The sequence below is a fragment of the Bacillus cereus group sp. MYBK216-1 genome (assembly GCF_051916495.1).
In the GTDB taxonomy this organism is placed as follows: domain Bacteria; phylum Bacillota; class Bacilli; order Bacillales; family Bacillaceae_G; genus Bacillus_A; species Bacillus_A thuringiensis_K.
Genome location: NZ_JBQAGT010000006.1, coordinates 264,382 through 283,449 on the forward strand (window position 1 = coordinate 264,382; position 19,068 = coordinate 283,449).

Genomic DNA, 19,068 nt, shown 5'->3' on the forward strand with positions numbered 1-19,068 from the left:
AAGGAATAGAAACTAAAAAAGAAATAGAAATGAGCCTTTTTATTATTTTGTTCATCTTTTTTCGTTTTAGGAGAGATTTTATTTTTTAGCTTGATAACAATGTGGAGAAATCCTAGGTTTAAAAATCCCTTTAGTTACTGCATACTAGCAACAACCTTTTGAAATTTAGGTTACTGCGATGTATAATTATCAGAAAATCTAAGGAGTTTTATATATCGATAATATAAAAATAATAGCTGAGGTTCTGAGTATAGGGTTACAAATTGGTTTATTTTCAAAAACTGAAATAATTGATTGGGCTGATCAGACAATTGAAGCATTAGATAGCCCTTCTATTGAAATTATAGAAGTTTCTCTATCTAGTAATGATAAGTTGGTTGACATCGTACCTAAATTAAAAAACGTAAAAGGAACGTATGATAAAAAATTACCCGTAAAAATAATACTGGGGCTGTTATGGGATAAATTTATCCTAAATGAAGAAAATGTATTGAAAATAAAACCATTTATATCTAATTTGATACATAATGATTGCTGTGAGGGATTCAGTTATGTAGATGAACAGCTATATAATTTTAATGAGGACATTAATTTAGCAGCAGATAATATATATGGGAATCTAGAAGATATTAGTCAAGAATTAAAAAGCTTTCTATTTCCTTATAAAGACTTTAGTAATTATTTCAGTTTTTGGGAAACTTGAAAAATATTAAATTGATGGTAATTGTATTCCCTAATGTAGTTGGTGGAAATGTTAGTCTTGGATTAGCGCCAGTTGCAGCTTCTCAACTTTCACCTGGTGGTGCTGGTGGTGGGGTCATGTTCCCCCAAGTTGCCCCTATGCAACCTGGATTTGGTGGTAGATAAAAAAATTTAACAAATATTTTATTTCAGTATATAAAATTAATTAAGTATAGAAAAAACTACACTTAATATAGAAATGGACCAAATTTTTTTTTAAAAAAAGATCCTTTTTCAGTATCAATAACGAATTTCATGTCAACTAGCACCTCTTACGAGGCGCTAGTTGTTATTTTTGTTGTATACATATTAGAAGCATACGTTGACCGCAAACTAAAAAGGAATAAGTTGATCAAAACGGCCATCTTATGCTTCTTGTTACAGTTTTAAACATAGAGTATACAAATTATTACACTTACTTTTCTTCACCGCTTGCTTGCATGGAATTAAACGTCCAATTTAATTTCAATGCATCTCCCTGAAATATATTTTGGCCTTCACCGCTATCTACGAATGTGAACATTACATAAAATGTATCATCATCACCTGGAGTAAATCCATTTCCTTCTCGATCTAAAATACCTTTCTTTACAAGGTCAGGAATACTTCCATTTTGCGTAGCTACCTTTAATTTAGATAATGTAGAATAGTACGTTTTTGCTTTACTCGTTGTACTCTTTATACTTTTAATCATTATTGGATGCAGTTGCTTCTGCTAAAATACTAAGGGAAAAGACACTCTTATTTGGGTGTCTTTTCTTTATTTCTCAATATAAGAGCTATAAAAATATGCTATGATTTTAATAGAAATTCCCTTGTGTGCAATGAGATAGTAATACCCAACAAAAACCCACCTATTTCCGTAGGTGGGCCTTATCTTTATTACACAATCCAAATTATACTCTGATTTTCCCATCAACTTTATGCAATTATACATATCTGGAAAAAATACACCGAATGAATTTTATATATAGTAAAATAATAAACGTGGATACATTCTATAAAGCAGATTCTTTTGAAAGGCGTAACATACCAATCATTATGGAAGGTGTCGCGTCACTCTAATACTGATCTCAAATCTCTTGTACTTTGTAAACTAACAATCTGGTGTATATAGACGATTCTGTTTTATAGGGTGTGTTTACACGTATAACAAAGGGATAATACGGATAAGTTTATACTAAATGAACGTGGTTCAAGTCGGAGGAAGGCACCTTAGGGGTGTCTTTTTTTGTACATAATAAAAGCCTCACCCATCCTATGAAAACGGTAATTCCTTTAAAACAAATAACAATTGTAAATATATTAATTTTACATTACATTAAAAGTTAGAGAAAACTCTTATACTAATACAGTGCTAAATAGTAGGTGAAAAAATGGAATTTAACGATTTGGGTATTACCATTAAAGAACTTAGAATTAAAAAAAATATATCACAATCCGAATTATGTCATGGAATATGTTCACAAAGTCAAATTAGCAAGATCGAAAAAGGTGTGATTTATCCATCTAGCATATTGTTATATCAATTATCAGAAAGACTTGGTGTTGATCCAAATAATATATTTGCACTAACTCAAAACAAGAAATTAAAATACGTACAAAATGCAAAATATGTAATGATCGATTGTACAAAGCAAAAACAATTTGAAGAACTTTATGAAATAGTAAAAAAAGAGAAAAACGAAAATAATTTCCAATCAATAGAAGATAAACAATTTCTACTATGGTATGAAGCAATTGCTATATATCGTGTGAATAACGCAACAAAATTCGCTTTAACTCTTTTAAATAATGCATTAAAACTAACTGTAACGAATGTTGATTGTTTATCAGAAAGAGAAATAGATATTATGCAGTCAATTGCTATATTATATGCGGAAAATAAAGAATATGAAAAATCTATTAATATATTAAAAAGATGTTTAAAAAATTTCGATAATTTGGATTTCCCTAGAGATAAAGAAATTAAATTAAAGGTCGTTTTCAATTTAACAAAATGTTTAAATCTAATGGATCAATATGAAGAATCAATAAAATACAGTGATAAGGGCATCAAAATAGCTATTAATCTAAATACTCTCTACCTATTAGGTGAATTATACTATTTAAAAGCTTCGAATTTATTAAAACTTAAACAACCTAATGAAGAAGCTGTTGTTAATAACATGAAAAAAGCATTATTTATATTTGAATTAACAGAAAAAGAACATTATATACAAATGATTAAAGAAAAACTTATTGAAATACAGAATAAAAAACACTCATAATTTCGTAAAAACTACTTACAAAACCCACAGGAAAAGTTCCCGTAGGTTTTACATTTATAAACATCTTATTATTTTTTATAAACTTAATTTTTAAACATTATTACTTAATGTGAATTTTCGAATAAAAGTTTACTTAACGTATTTTTTATTTTGAAATTTGCATCCCTATTAATACTTTATACTTCTTTTCACTTGAACCATCTTAATTTTAAGATGGTTCAAGTGAGAGGATGGCACCTTAGGGTGTCTTTTCTTTATGGATAAAAAAGTATCATCATTCGTATACTATACGTCTCAAACATATAGTATGCAAATTACTACGCTTACTTTTCTTCACCGCTTGCTTGCATGGAATTAAACGTCCAATTTAATTTCAATGCATCTCCCTGAAATACATTTTGGTCTTCACCGCTATCTACGAATGTAAACATTACATAAAATGTATCATCATCACCAGGAGCAAGTCCATTTCCTTCTCGGTCTACCACACCTTTTTGTACAAGATCCGGAATACTTCCATTTTGCGTAGCTACCTTTAATTCAGATAATGTAGTAGACCAAATTGGAACCTCATTTTTATCCAAATTCCACAAGAAATCAACACGGATATGATCACCAAAATCAGCATTTCCATTATCCCCTTTCGCATCGATTACACTGTAATCTGTCAGGAGTTTCACATCTCCTATTGCTAAGGTTCCTTTGTTAACTAATTGAAAACCGCGCTCCATTTCATCGCCTGGTTTCAAATTGTCGACATTAATAACAACTTCAGGATTCACACTCAAATCTAAAGTACCCGCTGCAACCGTATTTTGTGATACTTCCTTATCACTAAAATATGCATATGTTCCCCCGCCAATTAAGGATAAGCCAAGCGCTGCAGTTATAACACCCATACCAAGTTTTTTCTTCATACTCATTTCACAAGTCCCCCTATTTTTAAAGGTCAAATTACAAAACTTATTTCCATCCCACAAACAATACTAATTAAGCAACCACCTTGTCACATAATGAAAGCGAACTCACTTTAAACTAGCTATTTCATGCACCCAAACAACTATTACTTTTAAAATGACCGGTAATGTTACCGTAAATCATTACCGGTCATTTGTTACCCAATCCCATTTCATTTACTATTCATTGTCTGATTACTTTATTTACTCTAGAAGTTTTCCTACTTATTTTTTTGGTTCTAAACCAATAGAGCGTAAAATTTTCTCTAACGTCACTGGCCCTACATTTTCTTTCGGTTTCTGATTTTCTTTAGCATCTGGACCCTTTTTCAAGAAGTTTTTCTCAATAAAACGAATATCAGTTTCGTTTACAACACCATCTTGATTCACGTCACCATCTTTAACAGACACTTTTCCTTTTTCATATGACAGAGCTGCTATTCTAGCATCTTGAATATCTACCATTTTATCGCCGTTTACATCACCTGCAAGGTTATCATCCATGTCAGCTCTAAAGTTTTGTCCCACTAATTCTCCGTCTTGCATTTTCCCTATTTTTGTTGTTAATTTACTATTTAAATGACCTGGCATTTCTACGAAAATATCATATTCTTTATCGCTTACTGGGACACTATGAATTTCAAATTGCCCGTTATCACCAATCGTTCCTGTATATTTCTTTCCATCCTTGCCAACTGCGTACACTTTTGCTCCTAGTTTTGTATAGTCCTTCTTACCTAAATACCCCTCTTCATTCAAGAAAGCTTCCGGGCCAATATATCCTGTAACCGTTGAATGTTTCGAAACAATAGCAAAAGATTTATCTTTAAACGCAGGAATCTCAATGCCTTCTGATGCACCAGCTTTTGTATAAGAGAACTTATCTACTCCAAATGCAGTTAAATCATTAAAGTATTCATCGTTCGTCATCTCGAATGTAACATCTAAAAATGGTGTATCACCATCTAATCCTTTAAATTCTTTTCCTTCCAATGACGCGCCAACTTTCACCTTGTTTTCCCAAGCTCCTTCTTCATTTACCTTTGGATCTTCTAATTTAAGATTCAGTCCATGTTGTTTTACATATTCCGTAAGTGCTGGATTTGGTTTCACATCTGTAAATTTAAATAGCTGCTTGTAATAAGGAATTTCAAATGTACCTGACATAAGCTGTTTTACATTATTGAGATTCAAAGTTAACGTAATTTTTTCTCCTAATTTGATTTTCTCTTTGTCATAATTTGGAACAGCGTATTCTGTCCCTTCCTTTACAAAGACGTAATCTTTATATCCAGTTGCCATATTCCCTGCAGTTGCAAGATCATATCCAAATAATTTTAGATTTAACGGCTCGTTTATTTCCTCTGGAAGTACTCCAAATTTAAAATCACCATTTGCTTGAATTGTATTCAGCCAACCTGATGGAAAGGCTGAGTTTTGATAATATACAATTTGATTCGCTTTTTGATCATACTGCAAGCCTTTTGCCTTTAATGCATCTACTGTAGAATCATAAATATTACCATGCACCCATAAAGCCCGCTGGCCATCTTCTTCTTTAAACATAGAATCATTGACTTCGTGTATACCAGGTTGTACATCCTTAAATTTCATTTCAGGTATTACATTATCAATGATAATGCTATCGCCTTTTGTATAAGATTTTCCTTGTTTATCATATCCAACAAAGTTCAATTCGTAATCTCCATCAGGCAACATAACAGGTTTATCCGCAATTGGATGAGCTGGATCTCCTGTAAATGGAAGTACATACCCTCCCATACCAGAAAACATCATATATTCAACATTCGGTGTTAGACTACTTGCATTAAGTGTACCAACGACTCCTAATGCCTTCCCAGTCTTTCGGTCCTTCACAACTGCATCAATGGTTTCAAGAGGACTATTCAATTTAAATGTCAACGGCGAACTTGGTCTTTCCATAAACGGATGGAATTTAGAAGCATCTGTTGCCATTGCATCCCTCAGTAAATCTACAGACGCAATCCCTTTTTCTGTGAATTTAACTGCAAATGGTACTTGATATACTTCTTTTTCATTGTTTTTATTTGTAATATGAATATATCCCTCATATCTACCAAATTCAGCGTTTCCTGGAATGATAATTTCAGGGCTAATTTCCTCTGATGTACCAGGAGCTACTTTAATAGACTCTGGTACGTTTAGCTTCACACCATTCTTCGCTGCATCTTGCACACCTACACTTGTAGGTGAAAACTCTACTTCTAATTTAAACTCTTTCCCATCTGTTTTACTGCTGTTCTTAATTAAGACTTTTCGACTATCTTTAATAGGCCCAGTTTCTAGTTGATTTTTATATCCAAATGCAATAGAACCTGTTTTTTCTTCAATTTCTACTTCTTCATCATCTACAACGTTTGATGTTTTATCGATAATCTCGATAGATGTATCTGCATGAACTGCACGATATGCATCAATTCGTCCTGAGCCCACCTCAAATACAGAACGCTCCTCTTTTAAGTCAACTGCGGTATTCATAAGTGCTTCTTTTACTTCAAATGGACTATAGTTTGGATGTTCTTGTAAAATGAGTGCCGCTACCCCTGCAGTATGAGGAGTTGCCATAGAAGTACCTGACATACGTCCATACGCAACCGGATAATTTTCTCCATCCTTTGGATCATTAATATATTCAGGAACAGTTGAGAAAATAGACACACCTGGTGCTACAATATCTGGCTTAATATCATCTGTTTTAGTTGCAGGACCACGGGAGCTGAAATCAGCTAAGCGATCTCCCTCTGTTTTTATATTACTTAGTTCCCCAAATACTAACGACACATCTCCTTGTACAGCTTTTGCTTGTAATTTCTCACCATCTACTTTTGTTAAGCGGAACGATGGAATAGATGAAGTATTTTCCCCAAGGTAACTTGTAATTTCACCATCTACATTGTTATATACGATTACCGCCTTTGCGCCTGCTTCCTTAGCATTTTTAATTTTTTCATCAAATGTAATCTCACCGCGTTGGATAAGAGCTAACTTCCCTTTTACATCTTTCCCTGTAAAATCACCTGATTTCCCAAGCCCTGCATATACAACTGATACGGATTGACCTTTCAACTCTTCAATCTTATCAGTAAAGCTTTTTCCAAGTAGCATCATCTTATCTACATGTACATCACCTGCATCGGCGGAAAACGTTGGAATAGTCATTGCAGCGTCACTAGCTCCAACTGTAATGGGAAGTGCCGCTGCACTAGGTGATCCAATGGTCCCTTCTTCCGGACCACTATTACCTGCTGCTACTACAGTAACAACACCAGCTAACATCGCATTGTTCACTGCCACAGAAGTAGGATATAAAGGATCATTAATAGACGCTCCTAGTGATAAATTGATAACATCCATATCGTCTTTCACTGCTTTATCAATCGCAGCAAGAATACCACTTGTTTGTCCACTTCCATATGGACCTAATACGCGATATGAATATAAATCTACATCTGGAGCAACGCCCTTCACTGCATAATCCACACTATTCTGTTTGTCTGCAGCAATTGTCCCAGCCACATGCGTACCATGGGATGTATAATATGCACTTCCCTCATAAATCTCAGGATATCCTCCAGAATTTTGCCAATCCTTATACGTTGTCTCCATTGGATCAGCATCATTATTAACAAAGTCCCATCCTTTTATGGAGTTCGGATCTATTTTGCTTGGATCTTCACCTTGTTTTGCACGATATCCTTTATATGCATCTTTCAAATCTGGGTGGTTGTAATCAATACCTGTGTCTAGTACACCTACCTTAATTCCTTTACCTGTTATTTTTTCATCATGCAGCTTGTCCACACCAATTTGCGGTACACTATCTGCCATTTTTGGTTCAACAGCAGTCTTAGCTGTTTCTTTCGGCAAATCAATTTTAACCTCATGATCTTCCCATACACGCTTAACCAAACCAGTACGAACTAAGTCTTCGATCATGTTCGCAGGTAAAGAAATCGCTACACCATTAAAAGCATTCTTATATTCTCTTGTTATTTTTGCAGATTTTAAATTTGCCCCTTTCTCTTTATTCTTTTGAAGTTGTTCAAGCTCTGCTTTAAACCCTTTATGTGATGCCTCAACCTTTTGTTCCGCATTTGAAAGAGCCACCTTTTTCCCTTTAGCCGCTTGTTTTAATACCTCAATTTTGCTAGGTGCTTGCTTAAACTCTATAATCACATTCACATTATTAGGATTTGCTGTATTGATCCCTGGCGAAATAACAAAACCTGGTTTTGTATCTAACGTTTTTAAGGCATTGCGTTGTTCCTTTGTAAGACCTTTCAAGATAGCATTTGCATCATCAATTCCAGTTAAAGTAGATGTATTTACCTCTTCAGCTAAGACGTTATATGGAATTCCTTGAGACAATAACATTCCAATTGTTAACGTTCCAATAAGAATCTTTCCAAATTTCCCTCGTTTCATATTGCATCTCCCCATTATTAATATTTTTTTGAAACAAAATGATTCTTAACTTCCCATTTAGCATTGAAAACTCTATTAATCTTAATCTTTTGTATCACGAAAGGTTTCCAACGCTACTACCATCCCCATACCTCATATAGCTAATTACTCACGTTTCTCATTCTATAAGAGCCCTCCATCATTTATTTCCAATAAAGGATTTTCACGAAATGAATTATTAACAAAGTTAAAATGTAATTCTATTTTCATTATTTCACATTTTGATTATTCTGAAAATTAAACAAAAGGAGTATCTTTTCTCTAAGGATTCTATGCCTACATAGTACAAAAGAACTATCTTGCCCTTTATTCTTTGTGATACAGAATAAAGCAACATGATAGTTCTTTGAAAAACGTCTTATTCAATCCAACGGAACCAATTGATTTCGAACTGCATAAATCACTGCTTGCGATCGACTTTTCACATTTAGTTTTTTAAAAATTTTATTGATGTGAATTTTAACCGTTTTATCACTAATATATAGAACCTCAGCAATTTCTTTATTACTAAGTCCTTTTACTAGTTCAAAGAGAATTTCCTTTTCACGTTCCGTCAGTTCATTTTCATTTGATTCTACTTTCATTTTTTGCTGATGATATGTAATTAACTTTTTAGTCATACGCGGATGAATAACGGAATCCCCTCGATATAACATTCGAATCGCTGCTACTACCTGCTCTGAGGATGAATCCTTTAATAAATAACCATCAGCACCGGCCTGGAGTGCATCCATTAAATACTCATCATGCTCATACATTGTAAACACAAGTACTCGGCAATTCGGATATTTTTTTTTCACTAACTCTGTAGCTTCAATTCCATTTTTCCCTGGAAGATTAATATCCATCAAAATACAATCTGGTCCGCATTCTTCTACTTTTCCCAATACCCCATCCCCCGAGCTAGCTTCTCCAACCACTTTCATATCAGATTCATCCTCTAGTATGCTCCGAATTGCATCTCGTAAAAAAGCATGATCATCTACTACTAATATTTTAATCATTTTACGCACCCCTTGTTTGTGAATCTGGAATTAACAGTGTAATTTCTGTCCCTTTCCCTACAGAACTATCAATCTGTAAAGTAGCCCCTAATTGTTCAGCTTGTTCATTCATATGTAATATACCATAATGTGGCTCATTCTTTGTTTTAACCATAGACTCAAACAGTGAAAAGCCAACTCCATTATCCTTAACTCTTAAAAGCACGTGCTCACTTTGATAACTGAGTAAAACATCAGTCTTTTTCGCTTGTGCATGTTTTACAATGTTTTGCAAACTCTCTTGCAATGTGTCAAAAATAACTCTTTCTTTGGAAAAGCTCAGCGCACGTGCATGACCTCTTTCATGATATGTAATATCTAGTTCATATTCTTGTTTTAAAGATTTTATTTTACTTGCTATCGCCTGCTTAAGGCCTAATTGTTGTGTCGGATATGGTTTTAAAGCATAAATAGAATAGCGAACTTCTCCTAGGCTTCCTCTTAAATCTTTTATGCTTTTCTCCACTACTTGCTGCATATCTATTGGTTTATCACGGTATTTTTTCTGCGCGGATTCTAGTTGGAATATCACCCCGGCTAATGTTTGCGCAATACCATCGTGAATTTCTCGGGCGATTCTATTTCTTTCTTCTAGAATCATTCTTTTTTCTTGTTCAGAAATCAATATCCTTGTTTTAACTACATTAGCTAATTGGTTAGAAAATGTAGCCAACGACTGTACATCTTCTGGGAAGAAACCCGCATTTCTACTCTTCCCTGCAACAAACATCCCCACTAGTTCATCATTTACAATAAGAGGAAAATATACAAGTGAGCGTATGACACTATCAAATATTTCATCTCCAGGAGCCGTACCAATTTTCCAATCATTAAATACAATATTCTTAGAAAGTTCCTCAAACGCTCGAAAATTTTCTAAATGATCAGAAATATCAGATTGGACTTTTCCATCTTTTAACAGAATATTCCAGTTCCCATCATCTTTTGTCCATATTACATATGCTTGTATACCAAAAAAACCTTTAAGTGCTTGTTTAATATGCTTCAAGTTTCCTCCGGTTAATCCTCGACTAATTTCGGTCGTAATAAGAAATAGCTCATATAATCGTTCCTTCTCCATCCTTATCCGTACAGAAAAAGAACTAATAATGGAAGTTGCTACAAGTGGAAAAAAGAAAAACAGTACTGTAATCTCGTTTACTTCCACACTATATGTACTAATTAATACGTGCATTAGTGCCGCATAAGAGAAACCAAAAGTTTCGCAAAGAAATACCGTTACAGTTTTTTTATACCACTGATAGATTGAATATGGCTGCGGAAGGAGTATCATTAACAAATCGTAAAAGCGATTGTTGAAAAAACAAAAAATCACGCAAAATAATAACAAAGATATTAAATTCTCATACAGAACTGACATACCTATCTTATTAACTATTAAGGACATACATTTGTCTGAAAACCATTCGGCCAAGAACAAACTAAGTGCATGCTGAGTACTATTAAATAACATTCTTTGTATCGGTGAACGACGATGCAGGTGAATAATTAGCGTGACGAGTACAATAGCAACAATAGTTATATGGATTCCAAACTGCCAACTCATAGCGTAAATTATCGGAAAGGTAAGCGAGCTAGTTCCTCTCCAAAATCTTACAGGAAAATACTCAGCAATCCCCATAAATAGTAACAACACTATTAGTATTGTTGGATGAGAAGGGATTTTAATTTCAAGTAAAGATATAGTTATAGTAACCAAACCAAGAAAAGAAATAAAATAAAGATAAGAACTAGCAATCTTTTCTCTCATAAAGATAGAATTTACATCTTTCAAAACAACCCCTTCTTTCCTTATAAAAACTTCATTTTCTCTATTATCCAACAAAAAACCGGCACTGGCAAAATGGAAGGACATCCACTAGCCAATCACCGGCTGTGTACTGCACCTATAAAGGCAAGACACAATACTAGTATATAACAGGTTGTAAAGTTTACCCATTAGTCAAATGGTGTAATTGTACATACTTTTAGACTTAGTTCTACTAGTACAAAAGATGTATACAGAATTTTAATTTTGATTTACTAAAACAATTCTAAAAAATAGAAAGGCAACCTTAAAGGGTTAGCGTTATTGCAAATCAAGATAATAAAACCGCATCTCCAATTATTAGATAACTATCTAATACATTGGAGATGCGGTTCACTTAGGTCATTAATGTTTCAGCTATTCTCTTTATTTGAAAATTACATCTACCATACTAATTTAATATTATATTCCTGAAGCCAACTATTAACTTGAAGTAAATAATCTATTATACCTCTTGCATCATTACCTGAAATTACTTCGTCTTTTCCTTCTGCAATAGCACGAACTCTTTCTACATTAATTAATGGCAAAATAGGTGATTCAGGATTGTTCAACACATGTAACATCCAATCACTAATACCTTGTAGATAAGAGGCATCCTTAGTGCTTGGATATGCACTTTTTTTGCGATAACGTACATCCTCTGGAAGTACATTTTCAAAAGCTCTACGTAAAATACCTTTTTCAATATTGTCTATGCTTTTCATTTCGAATGGGACATTCCATAAGTATTCTACAAGCCGGTAATCACAAAATGGAACTCGTACTTCAAAGCCATTCATCATACTTGTGCGATCTTTTCGTTCTAGCATAAATGGCAAGAAACGTGTAATAAACATGTAAGACATTTGACGTTGCTTCATTTGTAGATCACTTTCACCTTCTAAAAAGGGAACCTCAGCAACCGCATCTTCAAATTTTTGTTTTTGATATTTTTCAGGGCTAATCTTAGCTTTAAAATCCTCTGATAAAATTTCTGTACTATACCATAAATTAACACTCCAAGGGAATATCTCTGCATCTAGAAACTTCTCTTGATGGAACCATGGATATCCTGAGAATACTTCATCTGCGGATTCGCCTGAAAGTGCAACTGTTGCGTCTTTTTTCATTTCCTTAAATAGCAAATAAAGAGACGTTTCTAGTTCTCCAACTCCAGGTAGATCACGCGCTCGCATTGGAGTTAATAAATACTCTATTAAACTATCTGATCCTAACTCTATAGAATGATGCCTTGTTCCTACATATTCAGCCACACGTTTCACCCAAGGTTCATCACGATCAAAACGAAGGAAGTCTTGCTTAAAGTCTTTTTCATCATTGATGAAATTCAGAGAATATGTATGAAGGCGTTCCCCTTTATTCCCAAATTCATTTCCTGCTAAACCTGTTAAACCACTGGAATCTAAACCTCCGGAAAGCATAGATACCACTGGTTTATCAGCAATTAACTGACGTTTAACCGTATCTTGTAAAATGGAGCGGATTGTCTCGACTGTTGTATCAATATCATCTTCATGTTTTTTACTTTCAAGTTTCCAATACTGTGTCGTAGTCGAGCCATTAGAGGTAAATGTCATATAATGGCCAGCACGCACTTCATGTATATCCTTGAAAATAGCATGACCAGGAGTACGTGTTGGTCCAAGACAGAATATTTCAGAAAGTCCTTCTTTATCTACCTCAGCATCTACAAGCGGATGCGAAAGTAAAACTTTTAACTCTGAACCAAAGAGAATTGCGCTTCCCCTTTGAGCGAAAAATAAAGGCTTCACACCTAGATGATCACGACCAAGCATCAATTTCCCAAATCTTTCATCCCAAATACCAAAAGCAAAAATCCCATTTAGATGTTGAACACAATCTTCTTGCCATTCTAAGTAAGCATGTAGTAATACCTCTGTATCCGACTTGGTCTGAAATTTATGACCTTTCTCCTCAAGTTCTTTACGTAATTCTTGATAGTTATAAATTTCTCCATTGAACGTAAGGCCAATCGTATCATTTCCATCTTTATACAGCATAGGTTGAAGGCCACCTTCAGGATCAATGACGATGAGACGTCGATGACCTAATGCCGCTCGTTTTGAAAACCAATGCCCCTCTGCATCAGGTCCTCGGTGAATGATAGCATCTGTCATTTTTTTTAACGTTTCTTGTTCATGAGACAGGTCTTTAGACCAGTCTATCCACCCTGCAATTCCACACATAGTGTCTACCTTCTCTCAAATAGTATAGAAACCGACTAAAATCAAATATCAGTCGGTTTTCCGTAAAAAAATCCGACTAAAAACATCTTTTAGTCATGTTTATATAATAAAATTAATTGAATAAAAAATCAAATAATTCACTCAAGAAAGAAATCACTGTCCCCTTTCACTTGAATTCTCATCGTCCGATTATAAAAATTATTACCTCAAACTTTCAACTTTATCCCTAGGTTATAAAGTTGCATTCTATTATAGTTATATACTAGAAATAAAAATGTTGTATGTTATTCTATAAGAAGCAAATAAAGGACTTTCTATTAGGAGTTACAAAATTACAAATGAACTGATACAGAATGTAAAGACAGAAAACTTCGCTAAATATTTCAAGGATAGGGTGTAGACAATGATCAAATTAGAAAAAGAAAATAAAAAAATGAAAATCATTCAATCTGCCACAATACTGTTCTCTACGCGTGGTGTCCGTAACACAACGGTTGATGAAATTGCAAAGACAGCTAAAGTTGGTAAAGGTACTATTTATTATTACTATACAGATAAAACTGAAATATTATGTGACTGCTATATGCGTCATATTCAGCTCAAACGCTCACAATTATTTAATTTATATAAAGAAGAAAAAGATGTTTTACTTCGAATACAAAAAATTCTTCATTATATCAGCCTAGAATATCATCAAGATCCGTTTGTTTCTACACTCTTTCAAGAATATAAAGAGTACAATTCACCTGAAATTACAACTTGTTTTAAACAATCTGAAGAAGAAGCAATTAACATGATAAGTGATTTACTCGAAAAAGGTTATCAGCAAGGAGCTTTGCATAAGGTACCATTACCGCTTACAGCTTTTATGTTAGTACGAATGATTTTTAACTACGAACAGGATTATATAAAAGATGATAAAAGTGATACAGAATTTCTGCAGTTGCTAAAGCATATGCTTCTTAAAAACTAGTTTTAACCACCTACAAAAAATAAGTGCGGTGCAATTATATGAAGAAGAACGTGAATAATAGATGGTTTCATAAGCTCTTTTCAGTTTGGACAAACCTGCAAAATATCCAACGCTTATGTAGGAATGACTGATAAAATCCCAACCCGTGTAATTGTTCATCGACTAATAAAAGAATAACAGCGATTACAAGATCAAACTGTAAGAGAAAAAAGAATGAAATAAAGTATTCTGCTCGTAGTTAATACTTAGCGATATTAACAAGAAGTACCAATCATTTACTTGTGCTGATGGGAGAAGTAAATGATTGGTATTCTTTACGTCAGCCAATATAATTTTAATTTAAAACATGATAAGCATTCTTCCTCATTCATCGTTGCAAAAAAATAAAACGAGAAAGATTAGAATGCGAATTCAGGTGATGTTTTTATCATGTACTAATATTCGAGTTCATTTCAATGTGCTTAAGCTTTTTATTTTTTACCCTATTAGATATGGGTTCACATTACTAATCTAATTAAATTAGATTTCTTTACGCACCCTCTTCTGAATCCCACACTTCAGTAAATTGAAAACCTTTTAATTCACTCTCTAAAATTGCATTTTTGAATTGATCTGATACTAAAAGATAGTTAGGATGTACCTTCCCATTTATATTCAATTTAAAAATCGGTGCGTACTGGACAACATAAGGAATAAATACAAATTTTTTACATCCTATTATTAAACCTGAACTTAACTTATCAAAGATTGTTTTATTAGTATCAAGTGCTTCCAACACCCTTAAAACATGCATAGCATAGTATTTTTTATTTTTTTGTTTATGAATTAATGGTAAAAATTCAATATTATCTCCTACTATAGGTTCTAAAACATTCTTGGCTTTTTCACTAATTATTTGTACACCAGACTTTCCCCAAAAAATAGGGGAATCGCTTAATTTCCCTTCATCTTTTACCTCAATAAACTTAGGCGTCCATGAATCTGACAAACTCACCATAGAATTAAAACTAGTTTTAAAATATTTTTTATCCTCTTCATAGTTCAATAATTGAAAGCTTTCATAATCATCAGTCGAGCTTTTTAATTGCCAAATTTTCATACCTTTTTACTCCTTCAGAATTTAATTATTAAGTATCATAGATGATTTTGTATTAAAGCCAAAATTCGCCTAAGTAAACCTAGTGATTTATTGGTATAATTAATATTGTATTCCATTTTATGGATCAATCAATTAATATAAGGCTATGTTTTATAACATATGAAAATACTGCTAATTTAATATTAAACATAATAAAATACATAGCCCTTTCTTTTTACTATTAAAAAACATATTGAAGTAAGGAGTTATATTATAATGGCAATCTTTCAAAGTAATGTTCAAAAAGCTGAACAAATTGCTACTCAAATGAGATCAGCTTCTGACGCAATTCAAAATGCAACAGGTAAATCAATAACGCACGCAACACGTACAACTTTAACCGTTAATTACAAAGCACAGGAAGCAAACCAACAAGCCTTAGAATTAACTAGACAATTTCTTGCTGCCTTTCAGCAATCCATTGACAATATACAGTCTGTAGCAACAGAGTTTGAACGAATGGACAACGATTTACAGAAGAATTTTTAGCTTTTTTAAGAATTTTTCCTTTATCCCTTCTGTTAACTTATATATAAGCAAAAAGGTAGGCGGAAAAAATGAATCAAGAAATAGAACAAAAAATGAAGGTCTTGAGTCAAAATCTAATGAATCTATCCGAGGAACAATACCAAAATCAACGCGCAATACAAACACAAGAACAAGCAGAAGCAGACTTTCAAGAATTAAAAATACGCAGCCATCGCTTTTTTCATCGTATTTTAGAAACATGGCATGGTGATAAAGAACTCTTTCGCTTTTTTACCAATATACAATTAGAAACTCAACAAATTGAAAGAAGCCTTTCTTATAAATTAGAAGAACAAAAGGAAACATTAATTCAAGAGAAACAAAAATTATACAATCTAGAAAATGACCTCACTCATCAAAAACAAAAACTTGCTAGGGAGGCCAATTTATGAGTTTAAATATGTATCTTGGAGAGGTACAATCCCAAACAAACACTATGTATGCTTTTTGTACTGCTACTATACAAAGTATGGAGCAAGTAATCCAATCTATCGACAGTTTTGTGGGTGATTCTGTCCTACAGGGTCAGACTTATTATAGTGCGAAAATGTATTTTGCAGAAACGTTTCTTCCTTTAGCACAGGGGATTATTTACCTATGTGAAGAATTACTCCATCAAAATGAATCTTTTCCTGCTGAGTTTCAATCAAGAGTCGCCTCAACAGATGTAGTTGAACAAGAACTATTAGAACAAATCCGAGAGATTGACCGAATGATAGCAAGTATTGAAGTTACAAAACAAATTATGCCACTACCGGATATGGATGCAATGGTTAACCTATTTATTGAGATGCGCCGTAAAATCCAGGAAAAGTTAGAACATCTATATGAATTTAATCAAACATCTAGTAATAACTATGCTACCGCGATTCAATTAGCGGCTAGTATCGCTGCAGGCCTTGCTGAGGTTCAAAGTGGAAAAGGCTTCAGCCCTGCAAGCGGTACATTTAGTACACAAAGAATAAATATGGAATGGGCAGATTCTATTCATGAATATCTAGACAATAATATTCGATTAGATAATAGTATAAAAACAAATAATCTAATCGAATCTGGTATACTATTAAGTAGTTCTTCTGAAAAGAATATACTAGAAAAGTTTATAAAAGGGGTTTGGAATGGATCTGGAAAATTTATTGGCGATTTAGTAGAGACATACAATTCGTTAGACGATACAGTGACAAAGGAAAACCTAAAATATGCTGCAGGTCATCCTATAGAAACCGCTTATACCATGATAAATACTTTTTCAGACACTTTTATGAATGAATTTTGGCATGGCGATGCTGAAAGTCGTACACAATGGGGAACAAATATTTTTATGGAGTTTGGTTTAGGATGGATTGGAGATAAAGGAGCAGGCCAAATTGGAAAAGTAACTTCCCTTGGAGACTCTGTAAAGTTAACGAAATTTTCAGGTGATACACCTTATATTTCAAGCCACTTACCATTAAAAGATCGATTTGCTTTTGCCGGTACAAGCCCACTTAAAAGTGAAATTTCTCCGTCTAAAGATTTTTTTATAAGAATTAACAGTGGGGAAAGTAAATTAAGTAAATCTGGAAAAAACATAGGAAAAAGAAAGATTCCCCCCGCTGTAAAAAAAGTAGATGAATTAGGTGAGTATTACGAAGTAACTATAAAATTCGAAAACAATGTAAAATGGGGCAATGAATTTCGTGATATGAATTTACGTGATTTTGATCGTAAAGTGAAAAAATTACAAGATTTGAGTGATGCAAACTTATTACAAAAGACAAAACCTATTAGAGATCCTCAAGTTACAAAACAGTATCGAAAGGATGTTATAAAAAAGATTATTGAAATCTATTATCCAAAAGATAAAAAATTAGCAAAAGAATTAATCGATAAAGTAAAGTATGATATGGATCCAGATCACCGCTGGGATTTAGGCCTTAATGGAGAAGACGTTAGAAGTAACCTTCAATTCATGGATCAATTTACAAATAGACGAATTGGTGGAATTTTAGGAGTACAATTAAAAGATGCCCCTTATGGTTCGAGAGTGAAGATAAATATTGAGAGGGAGTAGAAAATGGACAAATCAGTATTAGAAAAAATAGAATTAATTAAAGACATTTTAGGTAATGACCCATTTAGTTTGCTGATTGGGGAAATAATAGAAATACAAGACAACTTTGACAAAAAATTAGAGGAAGGTGTTTTAAAAGATTATTATTTTATTATAGGAAAATACGAAATATTAAATGGCGGAGTAATAACTATATTTGGTCATGAAAAACTTGATAGTATTCAGTTTTATACCGATGATATGCCAGGTGGTACTAATAATTGGATATGTATAGGAAAAATAGAAAACTATCCATTATTTATTAATAAAATTAATGGTGAAGTTTCTTGTTTGTTTGGGGATTTAATTGATCAAAACTTTGTTATTGAATCCTATGGTAATTTGAATAATTTCTTACAACATTACTATTTAGGGAGAAAATATTGTGAATTAGGTAGTAAATTTGTTCAAGCTGGAGGAATTAGTGATACTGTAGGTAATAAAAATGATGATTGGTATCAACTACTAGAAGATAACAACTTATTATAATGCATTCTAGATATTTAGTAAAAAAAGCACACATAACTGAAGTGAATCCAAAATGTTAGACACATTATTTCATTAGACAGCTTCTTTGGCATGGATTCGGTATTGTACTGGACTTTCCTTAATTTTTTTATGATAATGGTATACTACCTCTACTTTGATAGTTAATTTAAAAGGAATAATATATATTTTATGTACTAAGTGAAACGCTGCTATTTAGCAGCGTTTCACTTGTATTTTTCATCAAAGTTCGGAATCGATGAACAGAAATTAGTAATTTTAAATTTCGCTGTCACT

14 protein-coding genes and 3 pseudogenes are annotated in these 19,068 nt (G+C 33.1%); 10 read left to right on the plus strand and 7 right to left on the minus strand.

Annotation, left to right across the window (positions count from 1 at the left end; genetic code table 11):
- Positions 1-214 precede the first annotated feature (214 nt).
- Positions 215-703, plus strand: coding sequence for a hypothetical protein (locus tag ACTFRH_RS22165; protein WP_033703436.1), 489 nt, complete (start codon positions 215-217; stop codon positions 701-703).
- 14 nt (positions 704-717) lie between these two features.
- Positions 718-867: a hypothetical protein gene (locus ACTFRH_RS22170; protein ID WP_000237199.1), complete on the plus strand. Its 150-nt coding sequence runs from the start codon at positions 718-720 to the stop codon at positions 865-867.
- Positions 868-1,156: 289 nt separating this feature from the next.
- On the opposite strand, the pseudogene ACTFRH_RS22175 reads toward ACTFRH_RS22170, so the two are convergent.
- Positions 1,157-1,387: pseudogene (locus ACTFRH_RS22175) on the minus strand (TasA family protein); the annotation flags it as partial.
- Positions 1,388-1,397: 10 nt separating this feature from the next.
- On the opposite strand from ACTFRH_RS22175, the pseudogene ACTFRH_RS22180 reads away from it, so the two are divergent.
- Both ACTFRH_RS22180 and ACTFRH_RS22185 read left to right on the plus strand, forming a co-directional pair.
- Positions 1,398-1,460 (plus strand): annotated as a pseudogene (locus ACTFRH_RS22180) (YjcZ family sporulation protein); the annotation flags it as partial.
- A gap of 657 nt (positions 1,461-2,117) precedes the next feature.
- Complete coding sequence (locus ACTFRH_RS22185) at positions 2,118-3,011, plus strand: helix-turn-helix domain-containing protein (protein ID WP_000395483.1); 894 nt, start codon at positions 2,118-2,120, stop codon at positions 3,009-3,011.
- Between the two features lie 323 nt (positions 3,012-3,334).
- Here the strand turns inward: ACTFRH_RS22185 and ACTFRH_RS22190 are convergent, their stop codons facing one another.
- The 5 genes from ACTFRH_RS22190 to asnB form a co-directional block, all read right to left on the minus strand.
- The gene (locus ACTFRH_RS22190) at positions 3,335-3,934 is read right to left on the minus strand and encodes a TasA family protein (RefSeq protein WP_000061954.1); all 600 of its coding nucleotides are present in this window, start codon (positions 3,932-3,934) and stop codon (positions 3,335-3,337) included.
- Positions 3,935-4,192: 258 nt separating this feature from the next.
- Positions 4,193-8,434 (minus strand): S8 family serine peptidase, encoded by a 4,242-nt coding sequence (locus ACTFRH_RS22195; protein ID WP_000820224.1) that lies wholly within the window; start codon positions 8,432-8,434, stop codon positions 4,193-4,195.
- A gap of 401 nt (positions 8,435-8,835) precedes the next feature.
- The gene (locus tag ACTFRH_RS22200; RefSeq protein WP_000590673.1) at positions 8,836-9,477 is read right to left on the minus strand and encodes a response regulator; all 642 of its coding nucleotides are present in this window, start codon (positions 9,475-9,477) and stop codon (positions 8,836-8,838) included.
- 1 nt (position 9,478) lies between these two features.
- On the minus strand, positions 9,479-11,311 hold the full coding sequence (locus ACTFRH_RS22205; protein ID WP_033703644.1) for a GAF domain-containing sensor histidine kinase: 1,833 nt from the start codon (positions 11,309-11,311) through the stop codon (positions 9,479-9,481).
- Positions 11,312-11,727: 416 nt separating this feature from the next.
- Complete coding sequence (gene asnB / locus ACTFRH_RS22210; RefSeq protein WP_000333855.1) at positions 11,728-13,554, minus strand: asparagine synthase (glutamine-hydrolyzing); 1,827 nt, start codon at positions 13,552-13,554, stop codon at positions 11,728-11,730.
- Between the two features lie 403 nt (positions 13,555-13,957).
- Between asnB and ACTFRH_RS22215 the strand changes: the two genes are divergently transcribed.
- A complete protein-coding gene (locus tag ACTFRH_RS22215; protein WP_000593071.1) occupies positions 13,958-14,527 on the plus strand; it encodes a TetR/AcrR family transcriptional regulator in 570 nt (189 codons plus the stop codon).
- 69 nt (positions 14,528-14,596) lie between these two features.
- Positions 14,597-14,934: pseudogene (locus tag ACTFRH_RS22220) on the plus strand (IS4 family transposase); the annotation flags it as partial.
- Between the two features lie 122 nt (positions 14,935-15,056).
- Here ACTFRH_RS22220 and ACTFRH_RS22225 read toward each other — a convergent pair.
- Positions 15,057-15,626 (minus strand): imm11 family protein, encoded by a 570-nt coding sequence (locus ACTFRH_RS22225; RefSeq protein WP_000708205.1) that lies wholly within the window; start codon positions 15,624-15,626, stop codon positions 15,057-15,059.
- Positions 15,627-15,881: 255 nt separating this feature from the next.
- Between ACTFRH_RS22225 and ACTFRH_RS22230 the strand changes: the two genes are divergently transcribed.
- The 4 genes from ACTFRH_RS22230 to ACTFRH_RS22245 all read left to right on the plus strand — a co-directional run bounded on the left by ACTFRH_RS22230 (position 15,882) and on the right by ACTFRH_RS22245 (position 18,774).
- Complete coding sequence (locus ACTFRH_RS22230; protein WP_000974199.1) at positions 15,882-16,154, plus strand: TIGR04197 family type VII secretion effector; 273 nt, start codon at positions 15,882-15,884, stop codon at positions 16,152-16,154.
- Positions 16,155-16,222: 68 nt separating this feature from the next.
- Positions 16,223-16,585, plus strand: coding sequence for a DUF3958 family protein (locus ACTFRH_RS22235; protein ID WP_001070984.1), 363 nt, complete (start codon positions 16,223-16,225; stop codon positions 16,583-16,585).
- Positions 16,582-18,246, plus strand: a complete 1,665-nt coding sequence (locus tag ACTFRH_RS22240; RefSeq protein WP_000056088.1) for a T7SS effector LXG polymorphic toxin — start codon at positions 16,582-16,584, stop codon at positions 18,244-18,246. The genes ACTFRH_RS22235 and ACTFRH_RS22240 overlap by 4 nt, the downstream gene beginning before the upstream one ends.
- A 3-nt stretch (positions 18,247-18,249) precedes the next feature.
- The gene (locus tag ACTFRH_RS22245) at positions 18,250-18,774 is read left to right on the plus strand and encodes a hypothetical protein (RefSeq protein ID WP_000361639.1); all 525 of its coding nucleotides are present in this window, start codon (positions 18,250-18,252) and stop codon (positions 18,772-18,774) included.
- Positions 18,775-19,068 lie beyond the last annotated feature (294 nt).

What these genes read in the sequence shown, in the direction of transcription:
- ACTFRH_RS22170 (WP_000237199.1), top strand. Translation starts at nt 718, where the DNA reads ATGGTAATTGTATTCCCTAATGTAGTTGGTGGAAATGTTAGTCTTGGA.
- ACTFRH_RS22185 (WP_000395483.1), top strand. Translation starts at nt 2,118, where the DNA reads ATGGAATTTAACGATTTGGGTATTACCATTAAAGAACTTAGAATTAAA.
- ACTFRH_RS22190 (WP_000061954.1), bottom strand. Translation starts at nt 3,934, where the DNA reads ATGAGTATGAAGAAAAAACTTGGTATGGGTGTTATAACTGCAGCGCTT.
- ACTFRH_RS22195 (WP_000820224.1), bottom strand. Translation starts at nt 8,434, where the DNA reads ATGAAACGAGGGAAATTTGGAAAGATTCTTATTGGAACGTTAACAATT.
- ACTFRH_RS22200 (WP_000590673.1), bottom strand. Translation starts at nt 9,477, where the DNA reads ATGATTAAAATATTAGTAGTAGATGATCATGCTTTTTTACGAGATGCA.
- asnB (WP_000333855.1), bottom strand. Translation starts at nt 13,554, where the DNA reads ATGTGTGGAATTGCAGGGTGGATAGACTGGTCTAAAGACCTGTCTCAT.
- ACTFRH_RS22215 (WP_000593071.1), top strand. Translation starts at nt 13,958, where the DNA reads ATGATCAAATTAGAAAAAGAAAATAAAAAAATGAAAATCATTCAATCT.
- ACTFRH_RS22225 (WP_000708205.1), bottom strand. Translation starts at nt 15,626, where the DNA reads ATGAAAATTTGGCAATTAAAAAGCTCGACTGATGATTATGAAAGCTTT.
- ACTFRH_RS22230 (WP_000974199.1), top strand. Translation starts at nt 15,882, where the DNA reads ATGGCAATCTTTCAAAGTAATGTTCAAAAAGCTGAACAAATTGCTACT.
- ACTFRH_RS22235 (WP_001070984.1), top strand. Translation starts at nt 16,223, where the DNA reads ATGAATCAAGAAATAGAACAAAAAATGAAGGTCTTGAGTCAAAATCTA.
- ACTFRH_RS22240 (WP_000056088.1), top strand. Translation starts at nt 16,582, where the DNA reads ATGAGTTTAAATATGTATCTTGGAGAGGTACAATCCCAAACAAACACT.
- ACTFRH_RS22245 (WP_000361639.1), top strand. Translation starts at nt 18,250, where the DNA reads ATGGACAAATCAGTATTAGAAAAAATAGAATTAATTAAAGACATTTTA.